The organism is Streptococcus sp. KHUD_012 (assembly GCF_052588255.1).
Genome location: NZ_CP159355.1, coordinates 612,731 through 637,474, shown reverse-complemented (window position 1 = coordinate 637,474; position 24,744 = coordinate 612,731). Strand labels below are relative to the sequence as shown.

The 24,744-nt window shown below is 42.8% G+C and carries 24 protein-coding genes and 1 pseudogene; 11 read left to right on the top strand and 14 right to left on the bottom strand.

All coding sequences use genetic code 11. The features are described 5' to 3' along the window. Nucleotides 1–117 precede the first annotated feature (117 nt). The 5 genes from ABVF55_RS03085 to ABVF55_RS03065 form a co-directional block, all read right to left on the bottom strand. A complete protein-coding gene (locus ABVF55_RS03085) occupies nt 118–876 on the bottom strand; it encodes a CPBP family intramembrane glutamic endopeptidase (RefSeq protein WP_445285520.1) in 759 nt (252 codons plus the stop codon). A 418-nt stretch (nt 877–1,294) separates the two neighbouring features. Then, nucleotides 1,295–1,960 (bottom strand): potassium channel family protein, encoded by a 666-nt coding sequence (locus ABVF55_RS03080; protein ID WP_445285519.1) that lies wholly within the window; start codon nt 1,958–1,960, stop codon nt 1,295–1,297. Between the two features lie 9 nt (nt 1,961–1,969). Further along, nucleotides 1,970–3,352, bottom strand: coding sequence for a TrkH family potassium uptake protein (locus tag ABVF55_RS03075; RefSeq protein WP_445285518.1), 1,383 nt, complete (start codon nt 3,350–3,352; stop codon nt 1,970–1,972). A 32-nt stretch (nt 3,353–3,384) separates the two neighbouring features. Next, complete coding sequence (locus ABVF55_RS03070; RefSeq protein WP_445285517.1) at nt 3,385–4,149, bottom strand: nucleoside phosphorylase; 765 nt, start codon at nt 4,147–4,149, stop codon at nt 3,385–3,387. Further along, nucleotides 4,146–4,715 carry a sugar O-acetyltransferase gene (locus ABVF55_RS03065; protein ID WP_445285516.1) on the bottom strand — a complete coding sequence of 190 codons (570 nt, stop codon included), beginning with the start codon at nt 4,713–4,715 and terminating at the stop codon, nt 4,146–4,148. Before ABVF55_RS03065 ends, ABVF55_RS03070 begins: the two co-directional genes overlap by 4 nt. A gap of 177 nt (nt 4,716–4,892) precedes the next feature. Between ABVF55_RS03065 and ABVF55_RS03060 the strand changes: the two genes are divergently transcribed. Next, complete coding sequence (locus ABVF55_RS03060; RefSeq protein WP_445285515.1) at nt 4,893–5,636, top strand: DeoR/GlpR family DNA-binding transcription regulator; 744 nt, start codon at nt 4,893–4,895, stop codon at nt 5,634–5,636. A 12-nt stretch (nt 5,637–5,648) separates the two neighbouring features. Then, on the top strand, nt 5,649–6,458 hold the full coding sequence (locus ABVF55_RS03055) for a Cof-type HAD-IIB family hydrolase (protein ID WP_445285514.1): 810 nt from the start codon (nt 5,649–5,651) through the stop codon (nt 6,456–6,458). A 90-nt stretch (nt 6,459–6,548) separates the two neighbouring features. Here ABVF55_RS03055 and ABVF55_RS03050 read toward each other — a convergent pair whose 3' ends face one another. Together ABVF55_RS03050 and ABVF55_RS03045 are read right to left on the bottom strand one after the other, a co-directional pair. Continuing rightward, nucleotides 6,549–7,496, bottom strand: a complete 948-nt coding sequence (locus ABVF55_RS03050; protein WP_003008680.1) for an AEC family transporter — start codon at nt 7,494–7,496, stop codon at nt 6,549–6,551. Between the two features lie 83 nt (nt 7,497–7,579). After that, entirely contained in the window at nt 7,580–9,205 is a 1,626-nt protein-coding gene (locus tag ABVF55_RS03045; protein ID WP_049490433.1) for a malolactic enzyme, read from the bottom strand. 391 nt (nt 9,206–9,596) lie between these two features. Here ABVF55_RS03045 and ABVF55_RS03040 point away from each other — a divergent pair, with 391 nt between their 5' ends. From ABVF55_RS03040 to ABVF55_RS03025, 4 genes are all read left to right on the top strand, one after another. Further along, entirely contained in the window at nt 9,597–9,947 is a 351-nt protein-coding gene (locus ABVF55_RS03040; protein ID WP_445285513.1) for a helix-turn-helix domain-containing protein, read from the top strand. A 111-nt stretch (nt 9,948–10,058) separates the two neighbouring features. Beyond that, entirely contained in the window at nt 10,059–10,934 is an 876-nt protein-coding gene (locus ABVF55_RS03035; protein WP_445285512.1) for a LysR family transcriptional regulator, read from the top strand. A 301-nt stretch (nt 10,935–11,235) separates the two neighbouring features. Beyond that, on the top strand, nt 11,236–12,654 hold the full coding sequence (locus ABVF55_RS03030; protein ID WP_445285511.1) for a VWA domain-containing protein: 1,419 nt from the start codon (nt 11,236–11,238) through the stop codon (nt 12,652–12,654). Between the two features lie 156 nt (nt 12,655–12,810). Continuing rightward, the gene (locus tag ABVF55_RS03025; RefSeq protein ID WP_445285510.1) at nt 12,811–15,525 is read left to right on the top strand and encodes a DEAD/DEAH box helicase family protein; all 2,715 of its coding nucleotides are present in this window, start codon (nt 12,811–12,813) and stop codon (nt 15,523–15,525) included. 69 nt (nt 15,526–15,594) lie between these two features. Here the strand turns inward: ABVF55_RS03025 and ABVF55_RS03020 are convergent, their stop codons facing one another. From ABVF55_RS03020 to ABVF55_RS03005, 4 genes and pseudogenes are all read right to left on the bottom strand, one after another. Further along, complete coding sequence (locus ABVF55_RS03020; RefSeq protein ID WP_445285509.1) at nt 15,595–16,218, bottom strand: TetR/AcrR family transcriptional regulator; 624 nt, start codon at nt 16,216–16,218, stop codon at nt 15,595–15,597. Nucleotides 16,219–16,245: 27 nt separating this feature from the next. Further along, complete coding sequence (locus ABVF55_RS03015; protein ID WP_070586902.1) at nt 16,246–17,328, bottom strand: ABC transporter permease; 1,083 nt, start codon at nt 17,326–17,328, stop codon at nt 16,246–16,248. 1 nt (nt 17,329) lies between these two features. Further along, entirely contained in the window at nt 17,330–18,046 is a 717-nt protein-coding gene (locus tag ABVF55_RS03010) for an ABC transporter ATP-binding protein (RefSeq protein WP_037608085.1), read from the bottom strand. A 172-nt stretch (nt 18,047–18,218) separates the two neighbouring features. Further along, nucleotides 18,219–18,326: pseudogene (locus ABVF55_RS03005) on the bottom strand (helix-turn-helix domain-containing protein); the annotation flags it as partial. Nucleotides 18,327–18,440: 114 nt separating this feature from the next. Here ABVF55_RS03005 and ABVF55_RS03000 point away from each other — a divergent pair. Beyond that, nucleotides 18,441–19,586 (top strand): low temperature requirement protein A, encoded by a 1,146-nt coding sequence (locus tag ABVF55_RS03000; RefSeq protein ID WP_003008695.1) that lies wholly within the window; start codon nt 18,441–18,443, stop codon nt 19,584–19,586. Between the two features lie 37 nt (nt 19,587–19,623). Here ABVF55_RS03000 and ABVF55_RS02995 read toward each other — a convergent pair whose 3' ends face one another. Further along, nucleotides 19,624–20,661, bottom strand: coding sequence for a zinc-binding dehydrogenase (locus ABVF55_RS02995; RefSeq protein ID WP_445285508.1), 1,038 nt, complete (start codon nt 20,659–20,661; stop codon nt 19,624–19,626). Between the two features lie 78 nt (nt 20,662–20,739). After that, on the bottom strand, nt 20,740–21,645 hold the full coding sequence (locus ABVF55_RS02990) for a cation diffusion facilitator family transporter (protein ID WP_445285507.1): 906 nt from the start codon (nt 21,643–21,645) through the stop codon (nt 20,740–20,742). 132 nt (nt 21,646–21,777) lie between these two features. Here ABVF55_RS02990 and ABVF55_RS02985 point away from each other — a divergent pair, with 132 nt between their 5' ends. Genes ABVF55_RS02985 through ABVF55_RS02975 form a run of 3 tightly spaced genes read left to right on the top strand, consistent with a single transcriptional unit; the run spans nt 21,778 to nt 23,170 of the window. Beyond that, entirely contained in the window at nt 21,778–22,317 is a 540-nt protein-coding gene (locus tag ABVF55_RS02985; protein WP_227038195.1) for a TetR/AcrR family transcriptional regulator, read from the top strand. Between the two features lie 15 nt (nt 22,318–22,332). Further along, nucleotides 22,333–22,803, top strand: coding sequence for an HXXEE domain-containing protein (locus ABVF55_RS02980; RefSeq protein ID WP_003008702.1), 471 nt, complete (start codon nt 22,333–22,335; stop codon nt 22,801–22,803). A 34-nt stretch (nt 22,804–22,837) separates the two neighbouring features. Beyond that, the gene (locus ABVF55_RS02975; RefSeq protein ID WP_003008703.1) at nt 22,838–23,170 is read left to right on the top strand and encodes a hypothetical protein; all 333 of its coding nucleotides are present in this window, start codon (nt 22,838–22,840) and stop codon (nt 23,168–23,170) included. Between the two features lie 48 nt (nt 23,171–23,218). On the opposite strand, the gene ABVF55_RS02970 is transcribed toward ABVF55_RS02975, so the two are convergent. Then, nucleotides 23,219–24,157, bottom strand: coding sequence for an AEC family transporter (locus ABVF55_RS02970; protein WP_445285506.1), 939 nt, complete (start codon nt 24,155–24,157; stop codon nt 23,219–23,221). 390 nt (nt 24,158–24,547) lie between these two features. Here ABVF55_RS02970 and ABVF55_RS02965 point away from each other — a divergent pair, with 390 nt between their 5' ends. Then, on the top strand, nt 24,548–24,676 hold the full coding sequence (locus ABVF55_RS02965) for a hypothetical protein (protein ID WP_002878297.1): 129 nt from the start codon (nt 24,548–24,550) through the stop codon (nt 24,674–24,676). Nucleotides 24,677–24,744: the final 68 nt, after the last annotated feature.

The window sequence follows — 24,744 nt, the reverse complement described above, 5'->3', positions numbered from 1 at the left end:
TGACTAGCCCTCTTTTCATCTGGTTCGCCTCACTAGGTAAGCGCTTACGATTTTACTATAGCACTCAAAAAAAGGCCTGTCAACACTTGACAGAGCCTTTCCTAAAATTTTATAAGATCAACTTCCCCAATTGATCAAGAGATACATGAGACTCGAGCCAAACATATCTGCCAAGGCATGCATGAGGAAAAATGGCAAGAGATTCTTGACGACCTTCTTGTACATGACGTAATAAAAGAGTCCATAAATGACGCCAATCACAAGGGCCCAGAGAAGCCCTTGATAGGTATGGAAAGAAAAGCGGATCAGGGTTGAAAAGGCCAGCGCCTTCCACTTGTTCTTCTCACTCACCGAAGTCATTAAGCCCAAAAAGAAAAATTCTTCATAAAATCCATTGAGTAAGCCATAAGCAATCGCCATGGGACTCAAAGCCATGAACTTGTGGAGGATCTGCATAGGATCGATAAAAGGCCAAAGACTCGGACTTAGATAATTGTATTCACCCGAAACCGTTGAGATTACATCCCCAAAAAGTCCCATCGCTACAAAGAGCAAAGGCACCCAGATCAAGGTGGACCACTTGAAGCGGATCGGCAATTGTTTAAAATCAAAGCGACGGAGCAGCAAGTAAAGAAGAGCTAGAGCCAGCAAGATCAACTGCAGGGTCATATTGCTGGAATACGCAGCTCCTTCACTTGCAGTATTGCTACTGCTTGTAGCTACTGCAGTCTGCGTGACTGGCTGAAAACTGGCTAAAAACAGCTGGGTCGAGCGGATAATGAATTGCCCAAAGAGAATGGCTGTCACAATGCCAATATCAAACCATTTGAGCTCTTTTAAGGGCTGTTTGGGTCGTATTCTGTTAAAAAATGTCATCTTTCATCCTTCTATTCCCACAATGGAAGTATTTCTGTTTCTCTTACTTTAGCAATCATTGCTTAAAGAAGAGTTAACCGAGAGGAGAAAAAAACGACCTTTCGGCCGTTTTATTTTATATTGAAGACAACGTCATCTTAAAAACTTTCCTTAGGTGAGGACGGACGTCAGCGAACTTCTTTGAAGTTCCATGACTTAGTTTTGAGCCTCTTCGCTTTTTCATTTATAGTCTCAAAACTCCCGAGTGTTTGAAACAATCATGTTTCAAACACTTTTCTCACAGCGGAAAGTTTCAGTATACTCTTGATTCATTGTAAAAATCAAAAGTCATTTTTCTGCAGAATCACTTCACCTATTTTAGTTAAAAAATAGGTTATCAACATTCTGAAACAACTTTTCGGCCGTTTCCATTACACTATTAGTCTAACAAATCTTGGATTCTATCTAAATATTGGTTGTCTGTCACCGCCATCACGCGCACCCCTTCAGGCCAGATAAAGTCGGGACCAATCTGAATATGAAGCGGTTGGTCTTCCGCATCTCGATAGCCGATAATATTGAGATGGTACTCCTCTCTGACCGCCAAGTCTTGAAGGCTTTTACCTACCCAGCTGGCTGGAACCGTGAACTCGGCTACCACCACTGCTTCATCCAACTGGAAAACTTCAATCCCGTGTTGGAAGAGGATCATCTTAGCTAGAGACATGCCTGCTTCTACCTCTGGTAGGATGACCAAATCAGCCCCAATCTTCCCAAGGACTTCCTTGGTCACTTCATTTTTAACCTTGGCAATGACGTGCTCGACTCCAAGGGCCTTACAGTGCATGACCGCCAGCACACTGGACTCCAGGTTTTCACCCGTCGCGATCACGACTGTGTCACAGGTACCGATATCAGCCGCATCCAAGAGGTCCATTTCTGTAATGTCTCCAACAATTCCAGTCGTAATCATGGATTCATATTGGTTGATCACATCTGCGTGATCGTCAATTGCAATAATATCCACATCCTGATCCTGTAAGGTTTTCAGGACACTCTGTCCAAAAATTCCCAATCCTAAAATTCCAATGGTTCGATTCGCCATGAGTTTCTCCTATCCGATAATGATGTCTGCCTTGGCATACTGCAAGGTATCTGCTTTCTTGGCTTGGTAATTGTTCAAACTGACCATAAGGGTCAAAGGACCAATCCGTCCGATAAACATGAGGACCATAATAATGGCTAGTCCCGCCCCATTTAAGGTCGAGGTCACATTGGCTGTCACGCCTACTGTCGCTAGAGCGGATACCACCTCAAAGACCAAATAAATAAAGCGTTGGCCATCCGGCGTCACCAAACAGATTCCTAATAGACCCACTAAGAAGGTCAACTGGAAAATCACCGCCGTCCCAAAGGAACGTTGAACAATGTCTGGTGAAATGGTACGTTTTCCTAAATTGGTATGTGGTAGCCCCAATAGTTCCTTCCGAGCCAGGAGCAAGAGGACCAGGAAGGTGGTGATCTTCATGCCCCCTGCTGTCCCACCCGGTGCTCCACCTAAAAACATCTGCAAGAGATAGACGAAGAGCGTCACTGGCCGGACTGCTGTATAATCTAAGGATGCAAAACCAGCTGTCCGCATACTGACAGTTTGGAAGAAGCTGACCAAGATCTTCTCTCCTAATGGAAGGGACCCAATCGTTGCTGGATTATTAAACTCGGTCAAGAGACTGGTTACTGTCCCAAAGAGAAGGATCGCAGCTGTTAACCAGAGAACCACCTTGGTATGGAAGCGAAGAGTCCGCCGTCCTGATTGATTACGGGCCTTGGTAGCCAGGTCAAACCAGACCATGAAGCCCAAGCCCCCAGTAATAATAAGGGCAGATAAGGTCAGATTGACCAACCAATCGGTCTGGAAGCTCATCATACTATCGCCCCCAAAATTATCAAAGCCCGCATTACAAAAGGCCGAGACCGCAACAAAGATAGAGTTAAAGATTCCATGGCCCCAACCAAAGCGAGGAATGAAGCGAATCATGAGGAGCAAGGCCCCCAGTCCTTCGATGGTAAAGGTGGTAATGAAAATAGAACGGACAAAACGGGCCAAGCTCTGGTTATTGCTAAAGCTAAAGCTGTCCCGGATGGTCTGTCGGTCTTTGTAACTGAGCTTTTGGCGACCTTCCATAAAGAAGAGACCGATAAAGGTCAAGATCCCCAGGCCACCAATCTGAATCAAGAGCATACAAATCAATTGCCCCCAACCATTATAGGTCGAAGCTACTGATTGGGTAAAGAGCCCTGTCACACAGACCATGGAGACTGCTGTAAAAAGGTGGTCGACATAACCTGCTTTTGAGATTGCTTGCTGGACAAAAGGCAGACTCAATAAGAGGGAGCCCACCAGGATAACCAAGGCAAAGCTGAGAAAGATTCGCCTTGCCGGAGACAGGCTTTTAATTTTGGCCTGCCATTGTTTAAAAAATAATTTGACTAACATAGCTTCATTGTATCATAAAAAGGTGAAAAGACCTACAAGTGATGAACCATCTCTAGGCACAATTCTAGGGCCTTCTCAAAAGCTTCAGCACCCCAGTCACGCTGGTCATAATTTTCCAGGTCTGCAAGAGAATCTGCGGTAAATAGGAGCAAGCCCCAAACTACATCACGAAGCTGGGCGACTGCTGCCAGTGAGGCGCACTCCATCTCCACAACACTGCACCCTTCTTGAATGCGATAGGCTACCTTGTCAGGCGTTTCTCGATAAAAGCCGTCCGTCGACCAGGTCATGACTTCTTGATAGGGAATGGACGCTTGTTTGAGAACCCTTTCAATAGCAGTCAGTGCGCGGCCGTCCACCTCTATATAACGCGAAGGCGCGACATAATGATAACTGGCTCCTTCATCTCGCAAGGCCTTGGTCGGGATTAAAAAAGCATTTTCTTCTATGTCCACCAAGACCCCGCAGCTACCGGCCGATATGATCTTCTTCACTCCATAGCCAATCAACCAATCCATGAATTGGGCGGCAGGGGCAGATCCAACTGGCGCCTGGGCCAAGCAGATCTCCTCTCCTTTGTACTCCATAACATAGACCGGATAGATCTTGGTAGCTGAGACAAAGCTAGCTACTTGTTTGGCTCCAACAGCTTCCGCAAAGCGATCAATCTCATCTTCCAAGAAAGCATACACACATTTTTCAGGTAGGTGCAGGTCTAACCCCTCATGGGTCGGCATAATGACTGCCTGTGGATTGTCATCAAACTCTAAAATGGGTATTTCATGTTTATGGATCATTCCTTCTCCTTTTTAACGGGTATTTCTTTAATGACACGGGCTGGATTTCCTCCAAGGACCACATTGTCTCCAAAGGATTTTGTGACCACTGCTCCTGCGCCAGCAACCACATTGTCACCCAGCGTGACACCAGGAAGGATGGTGACCCCTCCTCCTGCCCAGAAGTTATCTCCTATCGTAATCGGCGCCCCGTACTCGAGACCAGAATTGCGCTCGTCTGGATCCAGTGGGTGCAAGGGGGTCAAGAATTGGCAGTTAGGACCAATCATGGCATTCTTTCCAATCGTAATGGGACATACATCCAACATGGTCAAATTGTAATTGGCATAGAAATTTTCTCCCAGATGGATATTAACCCCATAATCTACAAGAACCTGACGATTTAGATAGAGGTTGTCGCCAGTAGAGCCAAACCACTCTTTGATGATAGCTACCCCTTTTTTGGGATCCACCTCTTGGTTAAAGGCTTCTTGTTTCTCCCGAGAGGCTTGGGCCAAAGCCCGTAATTCAGGGTCAGCAGGTCTATAAAAATCACCCGCAATCATTTTTTCATATTCACTGGCCATAAGGAAACCTCCACGTTATTTTGACATATTATAGCAGAATTCCCCCTTTAAAACAAACGTCAGAATAAGGGTTTGCAAGAAAAAAGATCACAAACGCTTAAAAATAATTAAAAACACTTGCATTAGCTTAATAGATAATGTAAAATATAGGCAAGAACAGAAATAAGGAGCAAGCTCATGTATCAGGAACAGCGACTCGAAAAAATCCTAGAACTTTTAGAAGAGCGAAAACAACTATCGGCCAAAGAAATGGTCGACTACTTCAAGGTCTCAAAAGATACCATCCGTCGTGACTTCGCTCTCCTTAGCCAACGCCAGCTGGTTCGCAGGACACACGGTGGTCTCCTTCCCTTAAACAAAGAACCTGGCCCTTCTTATCTAGACCGCAGTCAAAAGGCCAACAAGGAAAAGACTGCCATGGCTCAAAAAGCCTTGCAATGGATCCAAAATGGCCAAGTGATCTTTCTCGATGCCTCTACCTCAATCACTTTGCTGGCAGGCCTGCTTGATGGAGATCTTACAGTCTATTCGCACTCCCTTGACAATGCCATCCAGCTCAGTAGCCATTCCCAGGTTGACGTTCATCTCCTAGGCGGGAAATTCTACCCTAAAAACCGCTTCTACTATGACGCGAATCAAGCACACATACTGGACAATCTTCGCTTTGATCTTGCTTTTTTTGGAGCGAGTAGCTTAGCCAATGGCGAAGTCACCTTTGAGGATGCTGAAGACGTTGCAGTCAAGTCCCTCGTTTTTGAACGGACTCGTACCAAGGTGCTGGTAGCAGAAAGTGCAAAGTTCCACCAACATGCCAACTACTATCTCGCTCGTCTCAAGCAATTTGACTATTGGATTACTGATCAAAAACCAAGCCCTGAAATCCTTAAACAAATCGGCAGTGAAACCACTATTCTCTATTAGGAGGTCCTCATTATGTCTCACATTCGTCTCATCATCAGCGACATCGATGGTACTATCTTAAATGATCACCATCAGATCGATCCACAGTTGGTAGCATTGATCCCAGATTTAAAACGCGAAACCATTCCTTTCGTACTGGCTTCTGCTCGTTCTCCAAAAGGAATGGCTCCCATTGCCAAAGAACTCGGTATAGAAGACTGCCCCATGGCCTGCTACAACGGGGCCTTGATTCAAAAAGGCGAGCAGGTTCTGTTTGAGCATCCCTTGGACAAGACGGAAGCTCGTCAGTTTATCGACTGGGCCAACCAACACTTCCCTCAAGTTTCGATCAACCTCTATAGCGGAAAAGACTGGATGACCGATCATCTCGACCAATGGAGCCGAGAGGAAGCCCGGATTACAGGGGAAAAACCTCTTATTCTTCCCCTATTGGATCCTTTGCTGGATATGACAAAGCCCCTCCACAAATTGCTCTTAATTGGAGAAGCAGAAGAGATCCAAGCCCTCTATCGTGCTATTTCTGCCGATGACTTCCCTTCTACCGCCTTTTATCTCTCCAAAGCCAACTACCTAGAAGTTACTGCTAAGCACGTCTCTAAAGAGGATGCTCTGGTTGAACTCGCCAACCACTACCACTTGAGCTTAGAAGAAGTCCTCACCATGGGGGACAACTTCAATGACCTTCCTATGCTCAAAAAAGCAGGCATCGGTGTCGCTATGGGCAACGCTCCTCAAGAGGTGAAAGACGAAGCAGCAGTCGTGACAAAGGACAATAATGAAAACGGGGCTGGGCAAGCGGTTGAAACCTATGTGTTGATCTAGTCATCCGTTTAAAAAGGACGTCGAGTATAATACCCGACGTCCTTTTTGACGAATGTATAGCACTAAAACTACATCATTTTCATATAAATGCTATCCCAACAATGTCTGCAGAATTGGAACCACAATCACAAATAAGACTGTGCTGAGAGTGACCACATTCGTTGAAAACTCAACATCGCCTTTACCTTGATTGGCAAGGATAGGAAGAACTGCCAAGGCTGGTGTTGCTGATTGAATCATAAAGGTTCTAAATTCTGGTGCCACCATATTTGGAGAGAAGAACTTCAGAACCAAGAGCATGATGACCGGTGCAAGAATAAAACGACCAACCAGTGTGATAATGGTATCTTTATCAAAGCGAATGGTGTTCAAACCTGCCTTAGCTAGGACGATACCGATATAGACAAGAGATAAGGGCGTTGTTAAACTACCAATATAAGTCAAGGTGCTTTCCGCAAAACTTGGAACAGGAATACGCAACACCAAAAAGACGAGGGCTACGAGAAAACCTAATAAAGGAGCTGGGAAAAGCTTCTTCCAATTAAATTTTTGAGCCTGTTTTGAAGCCCCTTCTTTACTATCAGAAGTCATCAGATAGACACCTAATGTCCAAGTAGATACTGTATTTGTAATATAATAAACCAAGAAGTAAGGAAGGGCTTGATTTCCAAACAGAGCGATATTTAAAGGCAAACCAATAAATATGGTATTAGCATTAACAAAGGTATTAATCATGGTTCCTCGACGACCTGGGCGCACTTTAAAAACTTTCACTGCGATAAAGGCCGCTAGGTAACCAAGAATGAAGGCGATAAACGTATACAACAAACCGCCAGACAAGCTAATCAATTTATCTAAAGTTAAATATTTAAGAACAGAGGTAAAAATTGCAACAGGCATGGCCACGTTCATAATCAGTTTAGATAAGTCATTTCCAAAACTCTCTTGAAACCAACCTCGGACTTGCAAGAAATAACCAAGAATGATGATGACGATAATGGGTACAATACTCTGAATTGACGTTAAAAAGATTTCCATAGTCTCCCTTTCTATCTAACAGGACATACAAGAAAAGGTGTACAAGGCATCCAGTCGCACTCGTACACCTCCATTAAATTTACTTATTTATATTCTGGATACCATTTCAAATCACGTACCGCTTTAGCCATATCTGTTTCTTGAGCACGCGCAAGACCTTGTTCTTGCGCTTTTTTAGCAACTGCTTCTGCTACTTTGATAGAAACATCAGCTACATACTTGAATGGAGGTAAGACTGGTGCTCCTGGTTCGCCTGGATTGACAATCCCACTCAATGAATGTGCGGCTGCTCCAATCATTTCATCCGTCAAAAGACTCGCTTCAGAAGCCAGCATACCAAGTCCAAGACCTGGGTAAATCAGGGCATTATTCGCTTGACCAATCACGTAGTCCACACCTTTATAGGAAACTGTACCAGCTGGAATTCCTGTTGCAACAAATGCTTTTCCGTCTGACCATTCGATCAAATCTTTGGCACTTGCCTCAGCTAGTTTGGTCGGGTTTGACAATGGGAAAATGATAGGACGTTCAGTGTTTTCACACATAGCTTCTACAATTTCTTTTGTGAAAGTATTTGGCTGAGTTGAAGTTCCCACAAGAATGGTTGGTTTAACCGTCTTCACTACTTCAAGAAGGTCCGTCAACTGATCTGCATTGGCAAAATCAGAACGTTTCTTAGCAAATGGTTTTTGTTGCGGCGTTAAGTCATCCATATCATCAAAAAGGAGACCTTGTTTGTCGACCATAAAGAAGCGTTTATAAGCTTCTTCTTCAGGTAGACCTTCACTAACCATTTCACGAAGGACACGAGAAGCAATCCCTGCACCAGCAGTCCCACCACCATAGCAGAGATAAACTTGATCCGTTAATTTTTCACCTGTAATATCCAATGCCCCAAAGATCCCACCTAGGGTAACAATACCAGTTCCTTGGATATCATCGTTAAAGGTTGGGATTTGCTTCCGGTATTTTTCAAGGATGTTAGCAGCATTTAAGCGACCAAAATCTTCCCAGTGCAGATATAGTTTAGGGAAGAGGCGTTCTGCAGTTTGAACAAATTGATCGATAAAATCATAATAACGATCTCCACGCACACGTTCGTGACGATTTCCTAAGTAATTAGGATTGTTACGCAATTCTTCACGGTTGGTACCTGCATCAATGACCAAAGGAAGCACCGTTGAAGGATCGATTCCTGCAGCTCCAGTATAGACCATCAATTTCCCAACAGAAATATCAACACCATTTGTACCCCAGTCACCAATACCGAGAATACCTTCTGCATCTGTCACAACAATAAGACGAATTTCACGGTCCCCTGCTGCATTTTTCAAAGTCGCTTCGATATTTTCAGGGTGATTGATGTCAAGATAGGCCGCATATTGTGGGTCTACAAAAAGATCGCTATAGCCTTCGATGGTATCGGCAATAGTTGGATCATAAACAATGGGATTAAACTCTTCCAAATGTTGAGCAAATAGGTAGTAAAATAGAGTACGATTTGTATTAAAAATTTCCATTAGGAACAAACGTTTTTCCAAATCATTAACCTTTGTTTGCATTTGCGCATAAGTTTGCGCTGCTTGTTCTTCAATAGTTTGGACGTAAGGTGGCAGGAGGCCAATGAGACCTAGTTGCTTACGTTCCTCTAAAGTAAAGGCAGTTCCTTTATTGAGGAAAGGGTTGTTTAAAATATCATGTGCAGTCATCATGTGACCTCCTTATTTAGTTTATTCTATTATAACACTTTTTCTTTAAATGACACTTTGTTCTATATATGATACAATATGAATAAATCAGTCAATGAAAGTTCAGGCGATACAACCGAAAATGATGCGATTTCAAAAGATAACAAAATAATAGGCTTATCCATCACTTCCTAGATCGTCATAGTCATCTCTTAAAAAAGCCTGTTCCTTTCCACCTTTTAGAAGGTTATTCTCATCAAAAGATCCACTGTTTTCAGGTATTCTTTTTTCTACTTATGATGATCAATACCTATAAAAGCCATAGATAATAAATCCAAAATATGTTTGTTATAAGATACTTTGTTTTGTTTAAGGTGTTATTTTTGTCATTTAAAACTTGTATTCTGGTTACATGAAAACAAAACATTATTTACAACGGTATATAGCGCAAAAGGTCAAATATTTGCGAAAAAAACAAAACATGAGTCAAGAGGAGCTATCGGAACGGGCAGATCTTGGATTAAAATACATCAATCAATTGGAAAATCAAAACGTGAATCTGACCATTCACAGTCTTGAAAAAGTCATTTCTGCTCTTGAGTTAACGCCTGAAGAATTCTTCAATTTTAATTCACTTGAATCATCTTCAGATCCTACTGACAGCCTTTCACTTAAGAGAGTAAACATGAAAATTAAACAACTTCCAGTTGGAAAAAGGGAAAAGATCCTAACGATTTTTGAAGATCTTTTAGATAGCCTTTAATTGTCCTCTGACTCACCTCAGATTGTAACAAACAAAAAATCATATAGTCAAATTAGCTATCACGGATAATTTTTGCTTATCCATGTCTGTCTATTTAGAAGAGGGAGCCCAATGAATCTTAAGGACTTTTATTATTTTTTTGATCTTAGTCAACAGCAATCCTTTACTGGGGTTGCCCAAAAACACGGGATCAGTCAACCATCCGTTTCCTATGCGATTAAACGACTAGAAAAGGAATTTCACTGCCCATTAATCGCGCACGATCCTTCTCACCGTACTTTCAAATTAACGCCCCAAGGAGAAATCTTGCTACGACATATTCAAAAGGTCTTACCTGAGATTCAAGGGGCCAAAAAAGAGATCCTCCGGAGTCTCTCTCAATTCAATACGATTGGTTTCCCACCAATCATCATTGACTATCTTGTCCGAAAACAACCCGCCTTTATCAGTAATGTTGCAGCTCTTCAAAGTATCCATCCTGTTCAAGAAGGATCTGTCGAACTTTTAGAAATGCTTTCCAAAGGGGAACTAGATGCTAGTTTTTTAGGGAGTTTGGAACCGATTAAAGACCATCGCTTCCAGGTAAGAGAAATAGCCAAACGAGATCTCTTCTATATCCTTCATCATAACCATCCACTAGCCTCCAAAAAAGTATTACAATTTTCAGACGTCATCGATGAAGATTTTATCATTCCAGATGAGCACTTTGTTCATTTAAAAGCCTTTGAACAGTTGAATGAGCGCTATCACCATGAGGCTACACCCTTCTTTCAGACGGATGATATTCAGCTTCTAAAACAACTCCTTCGTAAACAAGTGGGGATCAGTTTACTAGCAGATCTTGCACTAACAGATGGTGAAGAAGAACTGATCGCGATTCCGATGGCAGAAAGTGAACGGATTAGTTTTTACGTTTCACTAGTTGAACCGAAGGAAAGTAATCTCAAACCAGAGGTCATCCAATTCTTTGAAAAATTACTAAACTAATCGTAGTCTTTGTTCTTAGTGCTAATGCAGAAACATAAAAAAAGTGACTAGCTAGTATTTTTTACGACTAAAAAATAGAGTAGAAATGCCGATAAAATAAGGATTCCTGCAAATTTGTGGGAATCCTATTTTCTTTTGCACGTTTTGTATATTTAAATTATTATGTGAATATTTTTCTTGTTCGGCTTTTTATCAATAACTAGAGATATAAAAGTCGGCAAAAGCCTTGATTATTATACCGTTGACAAGTTTTTCAAAAACCTGTATGATAGAAAAAAGTTTATTAAAAAGGGGACGTATTTTGAAAAAATATACTATTTCACGTAAACAAACTTTAACTTTAGCATCCGTTGTTTTAGGAACTGTCTTCACAGGAACGACTATTGCTTCAGCTGATGACGTTGCACCTAGCACAACCCAAGCTGCTCCTGCAGCTACTACAGCCACAAAATCACCTATCACGGCTGCAACAGAAGAAATCAACGCCAAAGCCAATACACCAGTTGTTCCTGCTGATAAAGCAAAAACTGGGGATATCATCGCTGTGGACGTCAAAAAAACTGGCCCATCTGCTAAAACAGACGGTGCAGACACCACCACTACTTCAACAGCAACCATCAAAACGACTAGCTTAGCAGATCCAAACACACCTGTTGGCACTTCAAAACCGGTCTCATCTACTAAGACAGCTACATCAACCAAGGAAACAGCGGACTACACTGAGACAACAACTGAAACAGTTAATAAAACAACTGTAGTCGAAGTGACAAAAGAAGCCGATGTGGTCAATAAAAAAGAAGTTCAAGCAACATCAGACATCGTCTTTGTCATTGACAAATCAACTTCAATGGATTCTCACATCAGGGATACGATGAAGAATGTCGAGACCTTCGTTCGCAATCTATCGGCAAAAAATATTCAAGCTCGTTTAGGATTGGTTGAATACGAAAGAGCTAGTGAAGTTAAATACCATGATTTCAATGGATCTAAGTTCACAAGTGATCCAGAAAGTTTCATTTCTGCTTTGAAAACCATCAAAACTAAAGGCTACTATGAAAATGCTACTGTTCCATTGCATCATATTGCTACTTCAGGGGACTACAACTGGGGGGCTGGGGCAAACAACCATCGCTTTGCTTTCTTGATTACAGACGAGGACATTGATCTTACAAAGGATACACCAACAAAAGAAGCGACACTGAAAGCCCTTAAAGATGCTGGTATCTCTTTGACAGTGGTTGGTGAAACACGTGAAAAAAAAGACTTTGATCCATTGGTCAATGGAACAAATGGTCTCTACCTAGATATCGACAAAAACTTTGCTAACTTGTTGAACGTTCAATTTGCCAATAAAGTCGTTGAAACTGTCCAAAAAGGTCGTGTCTTCAAAGTCCAAACAGACAAGTATGAGTTGATCTCAAAAACTCATCGTGTGGCGAAAGCAAAACCACAAACACCTAGCATCCAAACGCCTGCAACACCGACTCCTACTCCTCAAAAACCAGCTGTTGTAAAACCTGCGAAACCGACAGTATTCACACCTGCTAAAGACGAGCCTGCTAAAACAGCGGTCTATATCGCACCTGCAGCTCTTCCTCAAAAAGAAGCAAGTCTTCCAAATACAGGAAGCAAGACCTCAATTGCCTTGACAACTCTTGGTCTCGGTCTTCTTAGCATGAGTGCTGCCTTTGGCCTCTCTCGTAAAACAAAGAAAGACTAACATGAAAAAGCCTAATCATCTGATTAGGCCTTTTTAGCTCTGTATGAATGATTCCTGTTTTCCATTTTCATCAGGAATGTTAGAATCTTCAGCTTCTACCAAAAGATTCTTGTCCTCCGCTATGATATAATGGGGACAGTACAAGGGAGGAAACCAATGTTACAAGAATTAGCCTTTACAGGCCAATGGAGACACTATCAAAAACGCGTTCTCGATAAGAGTGACGCTTTTATGGCGGATGGCCACCTGCATTTGGTAGCGGCTCCTGGCTCTGGGAAAACAACCCTGGGTATCGAATTTATCCGGCGCTTTGGTCAGCCAACCCTGATCTTAGCTCCTACGGTCACCATTCGTCAACAATGGGTGGACCGGATTATCCAGGCATTCCTGAGTGATGAAAGCCAAGCAGAACAACTGATTTCACAAGACTTAAAACATCCTAAGCTGATGACAGTGGCTACCTATCAGGCCCTACACAGCGCCATGAACCAAGTCGTCGGTCAATCGCAAGCTGAGGATACCGATGACCAGGCAGAGATTGAAACATTTGATTTCAAAGGCTTTGATATCTTTACTACTTTCAAAGCCATCTCACTCGGGACCCTTTGTTTAGATGAGTGCCACCACTTGCGCAATGAATGGTGGAAGAGTTTGGAAGCCTTTCGTCAGGCCTTCCCAGACTTAAAGATGATCTCCCTTACCGCCACCCCGCCCTATGAAGGGGATCCTGCCCTTTGGGATCGCTATATCCGCATGTGTGGTGAGATTGATGAGGAGATTACGGTTCCCGAATTGGTCAAGGAAGACACCCTTTGTCCTCACCAAGACTATGTCTACTTTGCCTTTCCAACCAAGGAAGAGCAAGAGCAATTGGATGCTTTTAGCCAACAAAAGAATGCTCTCTTGCAGCAACTGACTTCCGATCCCCTCTTTTGCCAACACCTTCAAACCTGCCAGGCCTTATCGGGTCAGATCAGCAATGATGAATTGCTCAATGAGCCTAAGTATCTCTCTGCTACCCTGATCTTTCTTCGAAGCAAGGGAATTGACTTTCCCAAACGTTTCCAGGACCTTTTAGGAGCCAAGAAACTACCTGCTTTCACCCTGGACTGGCTTGAAATTCTCCTGCAAGGTCTGCTCTTTCAGGTGCCTCACTGGTACAATCTACCTGAGGAATACGAGAAGCAACTGCTTCATGAATTAAAAGCAGCCAGCTTGATCGATCGAAAACAAGTTAAACTAGTCCGCAACAAAAAACAAGACCTTCTACTCAACCAATCCCTCGGAAAACTCAATGCGGTTCGAGAGATTTTCAAGGCCGAATACCAGGCTCTTGGAAGCCAACTACGACAACTGGTCTTAACAGACTATATTCGTCAAGATTTTGAAGTTCATCTAGGAGATAAGGACGCCCAATTTACTCAATTGGGAGTGCTCTCTTATTTCGAATCCATTCGCAGGGAAAGCTTAGAGCAAGCAACTCCTCCTGCTATTGCTGTCTTGACAGGTAGCATCGTCATCATCCCTACGGTCGCTAAGCCAAGATTAGAAGAGCTTCTAGGAACGGACAGACTGACATACCAAAGTGTCGGCCACTTATCTCCAGATGATTTTCTCAAGGTTCGCTTGGTAGGTTCTCAACATGATTTGGTGACAGCTGTGACCCAGCTCTTTCAAGAAGGGCTCATCCAAGTCGTCATTGGAACCAAGTCACTTCTAGGAGAAGGCTGGGATGCTCCTTGCGTCAATTCCCTGATCCTAGCGAGTTTTGTCGGCAGTTTCATGCTCAGCAACCAAATGCGAGGTCGTGCCATCCGAGTGTGGCCCGAAGACCCAGACAAGACCAGTAACATCTGGCACCTGGTCTCCATCAATCTTTCCCTAAAGAAATGGTATGAAAAGTCCGATCTTGAAAAGGAAGAGATCGAAGCCCTCACTGATCAGCTGAAAGAATATAGTCCTGATCTGGAGCTCTTAGAAAGACGGATGAAGCAATTTTTAGGTCTCCATTACAAGGAGCCCTTCATCGAATCCGGTATCGAGCGTCTAGCCTTTGACAATATCCGCTATACAAAAAAACAGTTGCAAAAACTCAATGAAGAAACCTTAGAGCGCTCCCCCCATCGTCAAGAACTCCGAGACGGCTGGCAAAAAGCCCTTCCGATTCTGGAGAATATGGAGATTGTAAATGAGGTTCAAGTGGATAAACACTTCCTGCCCCTAGCCCTATTTTTTGACGCCAGGAAGCTAGCTCGTTGGCTAACGGCCGCCACTTTGACCGATGCTTTCGCCAACTTTATTTACTATTCACATAGAGGAGGATGGAATAAAGGGTCTCTTATTCTTCTATTCGTCTTAGCTGTTCTCGCTCTACTTGCTTGGCTCCGCTACTATCTCTATAAGAGCCCTTATAAACGGTTAGAAGTCTTCGGCCAGGCTATTCACCAAGCCCTGCTCCTTTCTGGGCAGATCCAGACTCAAGCAACCCGCATCCAAGTCCTACGAGATCGAAAGGATGCCATCAACACGCTGATTTATTTGAAGGGCGGAACCATGCGGGAGAAGGAACTCTTCTCGCAAACCATGATCGAGTTTTTCGCACCGATTGAAAATCAGCGCTATATCCTGAAAGCACAGGAAAAGGTGTCCGATCAGACAGAATATTTCGCTGTACCAAGCCTCTTTGACAAACGAAAAGAAGATGCCCAAGCCTTTGTGGCGCAAATCCGAAAGAGTCTGGGTAAGTATGACCTCGTCTATACCCGAAGTGCCGAAGGCCGCGCCATTCTCCTTGATGCGCGCATCAAGGCCCTAGCCAACAAACAAGAGCGCACCTTCACCAAGAAACAAGTGATGTCGGATTTGAAATAGAACTTGCAAAAAAACCATATTCCTTTTTAATAGGAATATGGTTTTTTAGGTTGTTTCTATCAGATCCCCCTATTTCCACAAGCCACCTAAGATTTGTTTTTCGACCAAGGAAAGATCTTCATCAGTCACTGGCCCATCAGTTCCAAGAATATAGAGCTGACCAAAATAGGCAAGCAGCGGGCCAATCAGAATACGCAGGAATTGGGAAATAGTCAGATCAGGATTGATGCGAGGGTCCGTTTTCAGTTCTTGAAGGAGGTCACCAATTCTACCCTGAATGAAACTCCAAATATGTTCTTGCTCCTTCTTGATCTTTTCATTCGAAAACATCTCCTGTAACACGATTTTTAAGAGAGCTTGATTGGTTTTGAGGTAGTTCATTCGGTCATAAACGAAATAGTGAATTTTCTCCTCTGTTGTTTGAAATTTTAAGAGTTGATCCAGAAAATTCCCCAGAAGACTAGGAAGGATCGGATGTAAAATAGCTGTCAGCAACTCATCTTTGGTCTGGAAATACTTGAAGAGTGTGGCTTGGCTAAGCCCGGCATGCTCCGCAATTTGAAGAGTTGAAGTCCCATTATAACCCTTGGTCGAGATCAAATCGACGGCTGCCTGCATAATTTTCTTCTTTCCTTTGGGATAGTCTGCTCCCTCTAGATACGCTTCAAACGACTCAAAAATACTCTCGTTCATGTCCTTCCTCACATCCTCTTATTATTTTTATACCTTACGATACCGACGCAATCCGACAATATTCAGCATTGTCAAAGCGACAAGGAAAAGCAGTAAAACACCGATATTTGGCAAAATATCCCCAAGGTTACGTCCGTAAAGAATAATCTGACTCATGGCATCACCTGAGTAGGTCAAAGGCAAGAACTTCCCAATTGTTTTTGCCCATTCTCCCATTGAATCAAGAGGAATGATTCCTGAGAAAAAGAGCTGCGGCATAATCACAAGAGGAATAAATTGCATCATTTGGAATTCTGATTTTGCCAAGGTGGACAAGAGAATTCCGAAGGCGAGTGCTACAAGAGCCAATACTACATTAACTATTATAACATTTAATAAACTTCCGACAACTTCAATATTCAACAACCAGATAGCTGCTAAAACAACAACCGCTGTTTGAAGAATAGCGATGATCCCATAAGACATCATGTAACCATAGACGATTTCAGAGCGTTTAACTGGAGTGGCTAATAAGCGATCTAGGGTGCCGCTGGTGCGTTCTTTCAACAGCGCCATCCCTGAAATCAAGAAAACAAAGAAGAAAACGACAAATCCAATCAAGACTGGAATCATACTGGCAAAGAAGCCTGTATCTTCATTCCCATACTCATAAGATTCCTTAATTTCTGGTGATTTTGCATCCAGTTTCAATTGAGGAAGGGCCTGTTTAACACGAGTTAATAGTTGATTGGTGCCTTCACTGGCGATACTGGTTCGCAATACTTGACGGGTCATAGCAGTTTTCGAAGCATCTGTATTGGCATAATCTACCAGATACTCCCCGTCTTTATAAGAAATGACGGCGTCGACTTTCTCATCAGCCAAGTCTTCTTTGGCTTGATCCATGTCTTTGTAAGTTTTCACACTGACATGGTCCATATCATCCATCTTCCTTACCAAACTAGTTGGTAGATCCCGTGTTGCAAGCTTGACGTTCACGGTTGTACTAGCCGAAAACATGAGGTTCATCAACCACATGATAAAGACTGGAGCCACAAACATCATGGCAAGGGTTCGTTTGTCACGAAGCAATTCTTTGATAACTTTTTTTGCAATGGCAAGGGTTCTCATCTTATTCTCCTTCTGCTTTCAAAAAGACTTCTTCAATACTTGAAACACCATAACTTTCCTTGAGATTTTTTGGTGTATCAAAGGCAATGATGTTTCCACCTAACAAGAGGCCAACCTTATCTGTCAGCTCTGCCTCATCCATGACATGGGTGGTAACCAAAATTCCTACACCCTTGTCTCTAAGAGTAATTAATTCCTTCCAGATTTTCTTTCGAAGAGAAGGATCGATTCCAACTGTCGGTTCGTCCAAAATCAGGAGTTGAGGATTTCCTAAAAGCGCAATCGCCAGCGACAAGCGTCGTTTCATGCCTCCGGAATAACCAGACACAGCCTTATTTAAGTGCTCTGTTAAATCTACCACCTGAGCCACATGGGCAATTTCATCCTTTAAGTCTTTTTTGGAAAGGCCTTTTAGCTGACCGAAAAATTCCAAATTTTCTTGTCCTGACAAAGCCTCATATAAAGCATCAGACTGGGCCATATAGCCAATATCTCCCAGAATATGACGATTGGGCATGGTGTGGTCTAAGACTAAAGCGATACCGCTATCTGCCTTTTCCATTCCTAACATGGTTTTTATCATGGTTGATTTACCAGCACCAGAAGGACCGATTAGACCAATGATTTCCCCAGACTGTAATTCAAAACCAACGTGGTTTAACACAAGTTGTTGACCAAAAGATTTTTGTAAATCTTGTAAATGTAGCAATGTTTTCATTTACTTCCTCCCAGGTGAGTGTTCACTCACTTTTTAATGATAAATCTATTATAGTGAGTGAACACTCACTTGTCAAGTAGAAAATTTCATTTTTTTCAGAAAGATAAAAACACCAGATGAATACATCTGGTGTTGATAATGGAAATTTCTGCTGTTAAGCTTCTGTCTGCATCTACTCGCGATACTCTGAAATAGTCTGTCCGGTCCATTTTTTAAAGGCTCGTGAGAAGGAAGACACTTCGGAGTATCCTAGTAAATAGGCTACATCAACTGTTGTCATGTAATGACAATTTGCGTCACAATGAAATTGATTGGTCTACTCCCCTTCCTTCCATCATATACTGTCATTTTTCTGATATAATAAATTGTTCAAACATCGCAGAAAGGATAACCCATGTCAAATCTTATCAAACACAAACGGGTTGAGTATAGTGAACTCTTTTATGATCTGGTCTTTGTTTACGCTATTTCCAAAACCACTGCCCTTATCCATCATCTTCACCATGGAGTCTTATCATTAGATGCCATCTTTGGTTTCCTGATGACACTTCTGGTTTTGGTCAATTCTTGGATGATTCAGACCGTCTATACCAACCGCTATGGAAAGAATTCCCTTTTCAATATGACCGTCATGTTCATCAATATGGCAATGTTGCTCTTAATCTCAAACATGATTACCAATGACTGGCAGAGCTACTTTCATACCTTCTGCTGGACAGTGGGAACCCTGACCTTAACCCTATTTCTCCAATACTTAGTAGAGTATTTGCGTAAGTCTACTACTCCAGCCAATCGAAAAAGTATCAAGGGCTTTCTTTGGATGACAGGGCTCAGGACCTTGGCTATCTACATAGCTGCACTTCTTCCGATAGATTTTGGTATCTATGTCTATATGCTAGGGATTCTCTTGACCTTCGTCATGCCTATTATCTTAACTCGACATACAAGTCTTTTTCAGATTAATCTCCCCCACCTGATTGAACGCATCTCGCTTTTAGTTATCATCACTTTTGGTGAGATGATTATGGGCCTTGCAGATTTTTTTACACTTGAAAATTTCTCTATCCACTCTATCCTTTACTTTATCATCATGGTCAACCTCTTTATGAATTACTTTGGTAAGTTTGACCATGCCATTGATGAAGAAGGAAAGAATAAGGGAATCTTCCTAATTTATAGTCACTATCCAATTTTCATCGGCTTGATTATGGTGACTGTGTCTATGAGTTTCTTGGTCAATCCAGAAGTCCATCACCATTTTGCGACTGGCTTCTTCTATACGGGTATCGGCCTCTTTCAAGCTGCTATCCTTGCAAATGGCTATTTTAACAAGAGTCACCTCAAGTATGACAAGCTCTATTATGGTTTGCAAGCAGGGATGTTCCTTATCGGACTGGTTCTCTCCCTTCTTTTCTCAGCCAATCCAACCATTGTCATTACCATCGCAACCGTGATGACTTTAGCAATGGAAGTTCACTTTATCCATTTTTATATGACCCGAACCAAGAAATTTTCAAGTCCGGATTGGGAATTGTATTAAAAAATTCTAGTAGATATTTTCTACTAGAATTTTTTCGTTAGTCCAGTACAATCATAGCCTTAATCGTCTTACGTTCATCCATATCTTTATAGGCTTGATCAATCTCATCCAAGCTATAGCTATGAGTAAAGACGCGACCTGGGTTGATGTCGCCATCAAGTACAGCCTTGAGCAAGAACTGCTTGTCATAGGTAGTAACAGAGGCTGCCCCACCTGCCACCGAAATGTTTTGGGCAAAGGTCGAACCAAGGGCACGATTATTGTAATGAGGGACACCGACAAAACCTAAACGCCCACCATTATGAAGCACCCCAAGGGCTTGATCAACAGCTGCTGCGGTACCGACACATTCAAGGGCCGCATCTGCTCCGCCACCAAGGATTTCACGGACCTTGGCAATGCCTTCTTCACCACGCTCCGCTACGACTGCTGTCGCGCCTGACTCCAAGGCCATCTGTTGACGGTCTTCGTGGCGACTCATAAGGACGATTTGAGACGCACCACGCATCTTAGCTGCGATCACTGCACATTGACCAACGGCACCGTCCCCAATGACCACTACTTTGTCACCTTTTTGCACATCTGCTACACGCGCCGCATGATAGCCCGTCGGCATGACATCAGCAAGTGTCAAAAGTGACTTGAGCATGCCTTCGCTATAATCTGAAGGTTGCCCTGGAATTTTGACAAGAGCCCAGTTAGCGTATTCGAAGCGCATGTACTCTGCTTGAACCCCATCAGACCAGTTGGTGCCGATATGACGGTCACACGTCCCATCATAGCCAGCACGACAGGCATCACACTCCCCACAACCATGGGTGAAAGGCGCGATAACAAAGTCCCCTGGTTTGACCGTTGTAATGGCTTCTCCGATTTCTTCGACAATCCCAATAGCTTCGTGGCCACTATTTTGATGGCCCGCTTCAATATCTGGATTGCGGTAGCTCCATAGATCGGATCCACAAACACAGGTGCGGACGATACGGAGAATGACATCATCCGGTGCTTCGATCTGTGGACGCTCCACTTCTACTAGACCCACTTGCCCAGCTTTTGTATAGACTGTTTTCTTCATAGGATTAACCTGCTTTCTATTGCTTCCTTATCTACAGTATACACTTTTTATCGAGCTTCTGCTCATACCAAGTCGTCATTAATAGTGGTGATGATCATGCCCATGATGTTGATCCACTTCCAGCTCCTCGATATTGCGCTTGTGGGCTCGATGAGTTGCTAAGTCTTCGTCAACCTCAATAGTAACGTTTTGAAAGCCGCAATCTTTGAGCAAGGTACGAATCGCTTCTTTACAAACCTCCATGTGGTTGACATGCTCCAGACAAACATGGACAATGGCGTTCTTTTCCAGCCCATCCATGGTCCAGAGATTAAGCTGATTGATACTAGCCACATGGTCCAACTGTTCCAAATCACTCTTGACTTGCTGGATATCTACTCCTTCTGGCACGGCATCCAGGAAAATCCTGAGCGTGCTCCAAAAACGTGGAATGGCTTTTGACAGAATAAAGATGGAAATGGCAAGAGATAAGAGCGGATCCAGGATATACCAGTCGGTAAATCGGAGAACAATGGCCATTAAGATGACAGCCACCCAACCTAAGGTATCTTCCAGAAAGTGCAGGCTGAGAATGGATTCGTTCTTGGTTTGCCCTTTGCGAATGACGAGACTCGCTAGCACATTGATGCTGACGGCAATAATTCCAAGCCAGAGAATGCCCTCATCGTTGACAGGTTGTGGGTGAACCAATTTCGTTATATTTTCCAAAATAACCAGAACGGACCCTGTCATGAGAATCACTGCCGTTACCATGGCCCCTAAAAGGCTAAAGCGCTTGTAGCCCAAGGTATAGTGGCTGTCTTCTTCACGATTGGAAATACTCTCTAGAAAGGCGGAGATCCCAATAGCGATCGCATCCCCCAAGTCATGGACCGAATCCGCAAGGACCGCACTGGACCCAAAAATTCCTCCTGCAATAAACTCAACAATGGAATAACTCAAATTCAAGAAAAAAGCGATCCAGACCGCATGTTTTGTCTTCATAATCCTAAATCCTCTGATATAATAGATTCATGAACATCATGTTCATTATCATTATCTAACAACCACAACAGAAAGGATAGGGGCAAACTGTTTAGGGTGTACGTTACTGAACAGTTTGTTCAAAGTGTCCATATGACTGCACAGGATCGTCGCATCACCAAAACTCGAAAAGCTATCTATCAGGCTTTCTTACACTTACTCAACCAAAAAGACTACGAAGCCATCACGGTTCAGGAAATCATAGACCTTGCTGATGTGGGGCGCTCGACCTTTTACAGCCATTACGAGAGCAAGGAATTATTGCTAGATGAACTCTGTCAAAAACTCTTTCACCATCTCTTTGAGCGTGCTGAACACCTCTCACCACAAGACTATCTGGCTCATATCTTTCAGCATTTCAAGAAAAATCAAGATCATGTGACCAGTCTCTTGCTCTCTAAAAACGATTATTTTATACGGCAACTGCGAAAAGAACTAGAACATGATGTCTACCCAATGGTAGCCGACGAACTCATCAAGGCCCATCCAACTCTCCCTCACTCTTACCTCAAACACTTGGTCGTCAGCCATTTCATCGAAACCCTCAGCTGGTGGTTGAAAAAAGGCAAGTCCTACACCGAACAAGAAGTGATCCAATTTTATTTGGAGATTTTAAAAGTGGGCTCGAACTAGAAGGGAGTATTTTCAATGACCAGCGTGCAATTTTACTTTCTATTTCCATCACTCTTCATGCTTCACGAACTGGAAGAAATCGTTTGGATGCCATCCTTTGTCAAAAAAATATCAATCCAGTATCCAAACAATCGAATCCTAACTTATTACACTCCTTTTGCTTTCAACTTTATTGTCTTGGAGCAATTTCTCATCCTAATGACGTCTCTATATCTTAGTTACCAGTTTAATAACTATAGCATTTACGCAAGCATCATAATCGCTTATATCTACCATGTATTCGGACATCTGATTCAAACAATCGTTATACGAAAATATGTGCCTGGGTTGTTAACGGGCATTTTAACAAGTTACTTTTCTATCATTTCCCTCAAAAATGAAATTCCAATTACACTTTATGGTTACTCTCTTTTTACCTTATTGGTTATTATTTTAAATCTTGTAGTATCATTTATGATTCTTCATAAAATCAGTCATAAAAAATAGTACTCAGGCAATCATATCTTAGAAAGGAAACCGTATGTTCTTCCCCATTCTTCTCGGCTTTTTGACAGCCTTCTTTGCCCTTGCTTTTGCTCTTCTTCACTTATTGACTTCTCTTTCTGAAGTTAAAAAAGGAAATCACACTCTAGGAAATACATTTCTCCTCATCGGAAGTAGTCTTGCGACCTTATCTCTCACCCTCTACTTCTTTTTACCGATTGTCTCTCTAGTCCTTTGGTTGATCGGCTGTGGTTTGATTTGCTACGGGGCCTATTGGAATGGGAAACACAAAGGAAACTTCCATCCAGCTCACCACCTGATTCGGATGGGCATCGCTCTAGTCCTTACCATCTTGTTAGCCTTGTTATAAGAAAAGCTCAAGTTTTCAAAAAACTTGAGCTTTTGTATTTTCTATTTGTTAAGCCATCAACAGCATGAGAATAGGGATCACCACCATGGTTGCAAGGGTCGTCTCTGTCACCATGACGGCTGCATAATCACTATCAGCTCCGTAAAGTCTGGCAACAACTGGCGCATTGGTCATCACAGGCATGGCGGACTGGATGATAAAGACTTGCTTCATCAAGCTTGGAAGAGGCACCCAGTAGACGATGGAGGCCATCAAGAGAGGGGCAACCACGAAGCGTCCTAACAGAATTAGTAGCTGGTCTTTTCCCAGAATCAATTGCTTCACGCCCACATGAGATACCGACAAACCGATGAATATCATGGATAAGGGAGTCGTTAAATTGCCCAGGTACTGTAAATCACTGGCTAGAAAGGCCGGCAACTTTATCTGCAACATCACCAGGACGAGTCCTAAGAGAAAGCCCATCAGCGGGGGAGAAAAGACTTTTTTCAGACTCGTTTTGAGATCAAACTGAGCTTCTCCCTCACCATCCCGCTGAATCAGGTAGGTCCCCAAGGTCCAGAAAAAGGTCGTATTACACATGTAATAGATCAAAACATAGGGAATACTGGCATCCCCAAAAAGAGCCTGGTTGATAGGGAGCCCCACAAAAATCGTATTGGAATTAAAAAACATGGAAATAAAGAGTCCACGTCGGTCCTGTCTCACTGCAAAGATCCTGGCTACTGCTGTCGCGATGCCAAGCAAAACGACCATAGACAGGGCAGGAAAACGCAGTGCTGGCAACATTTTTAGAAGGTCAGCTGCTGTGAAACGCTGTGTGATGGTGTAGAGCATGTAGCAGGGCAGAGCGATTTGAGTGACTAATTTTGCGATCAGGCCACGTGACTTGTCATCAAACCAGCCTTTTTCACCTATGACAAAGCCCACTAAAATCATACCTAGAATGATCAGGATCCCTGATATACTCCTCAAAAAGATGTCCATGTTTTCTCCTTTTACTTCTTTGAAATGAGATTTTTTCCACAAGGTCTCAAAAACTACTCTAGTATATCATAAAAAGAGGTGGGGCAATATGCCCAACCTCATGTATTTTATTAATTGTCACTAATACCCCTTCTTAGCAGCTTTCGTCCATTGGTACCAACCAACTAGACTGTTGATAAGGTAAATAAAGAAAAACCAATAAAATGGTGGGGACTATGGCGAAAATAGATGATTCAGTTAAAAAAAAGTTCCAGAATTGCGATTTAAAGGATTCACGGATGAATGGGAACAGCGTAAGTTGGGAGACGAAGTTCGAATAGTGATGGGACAGTCTCCTAATTCAGAAAATTATACTGATGATCCTAATGGGCGCAAAAAATGCGAAGACCTATGAAGACCTATTTTGTATTAGTCAAACAAAAGATCCAAAAGAAATGGTATATGATTATGACCATGAAACAAAGTAAAATCAAACCGAGTGATCTGAGGAAGCACCCGATGATCATGAAACGTTATTAAACACAAAAGTCACCCATGTGAGTTCTTGCCAGAAGCTGAAGTTAATCCTTCAACCTGGAAAACCCGCA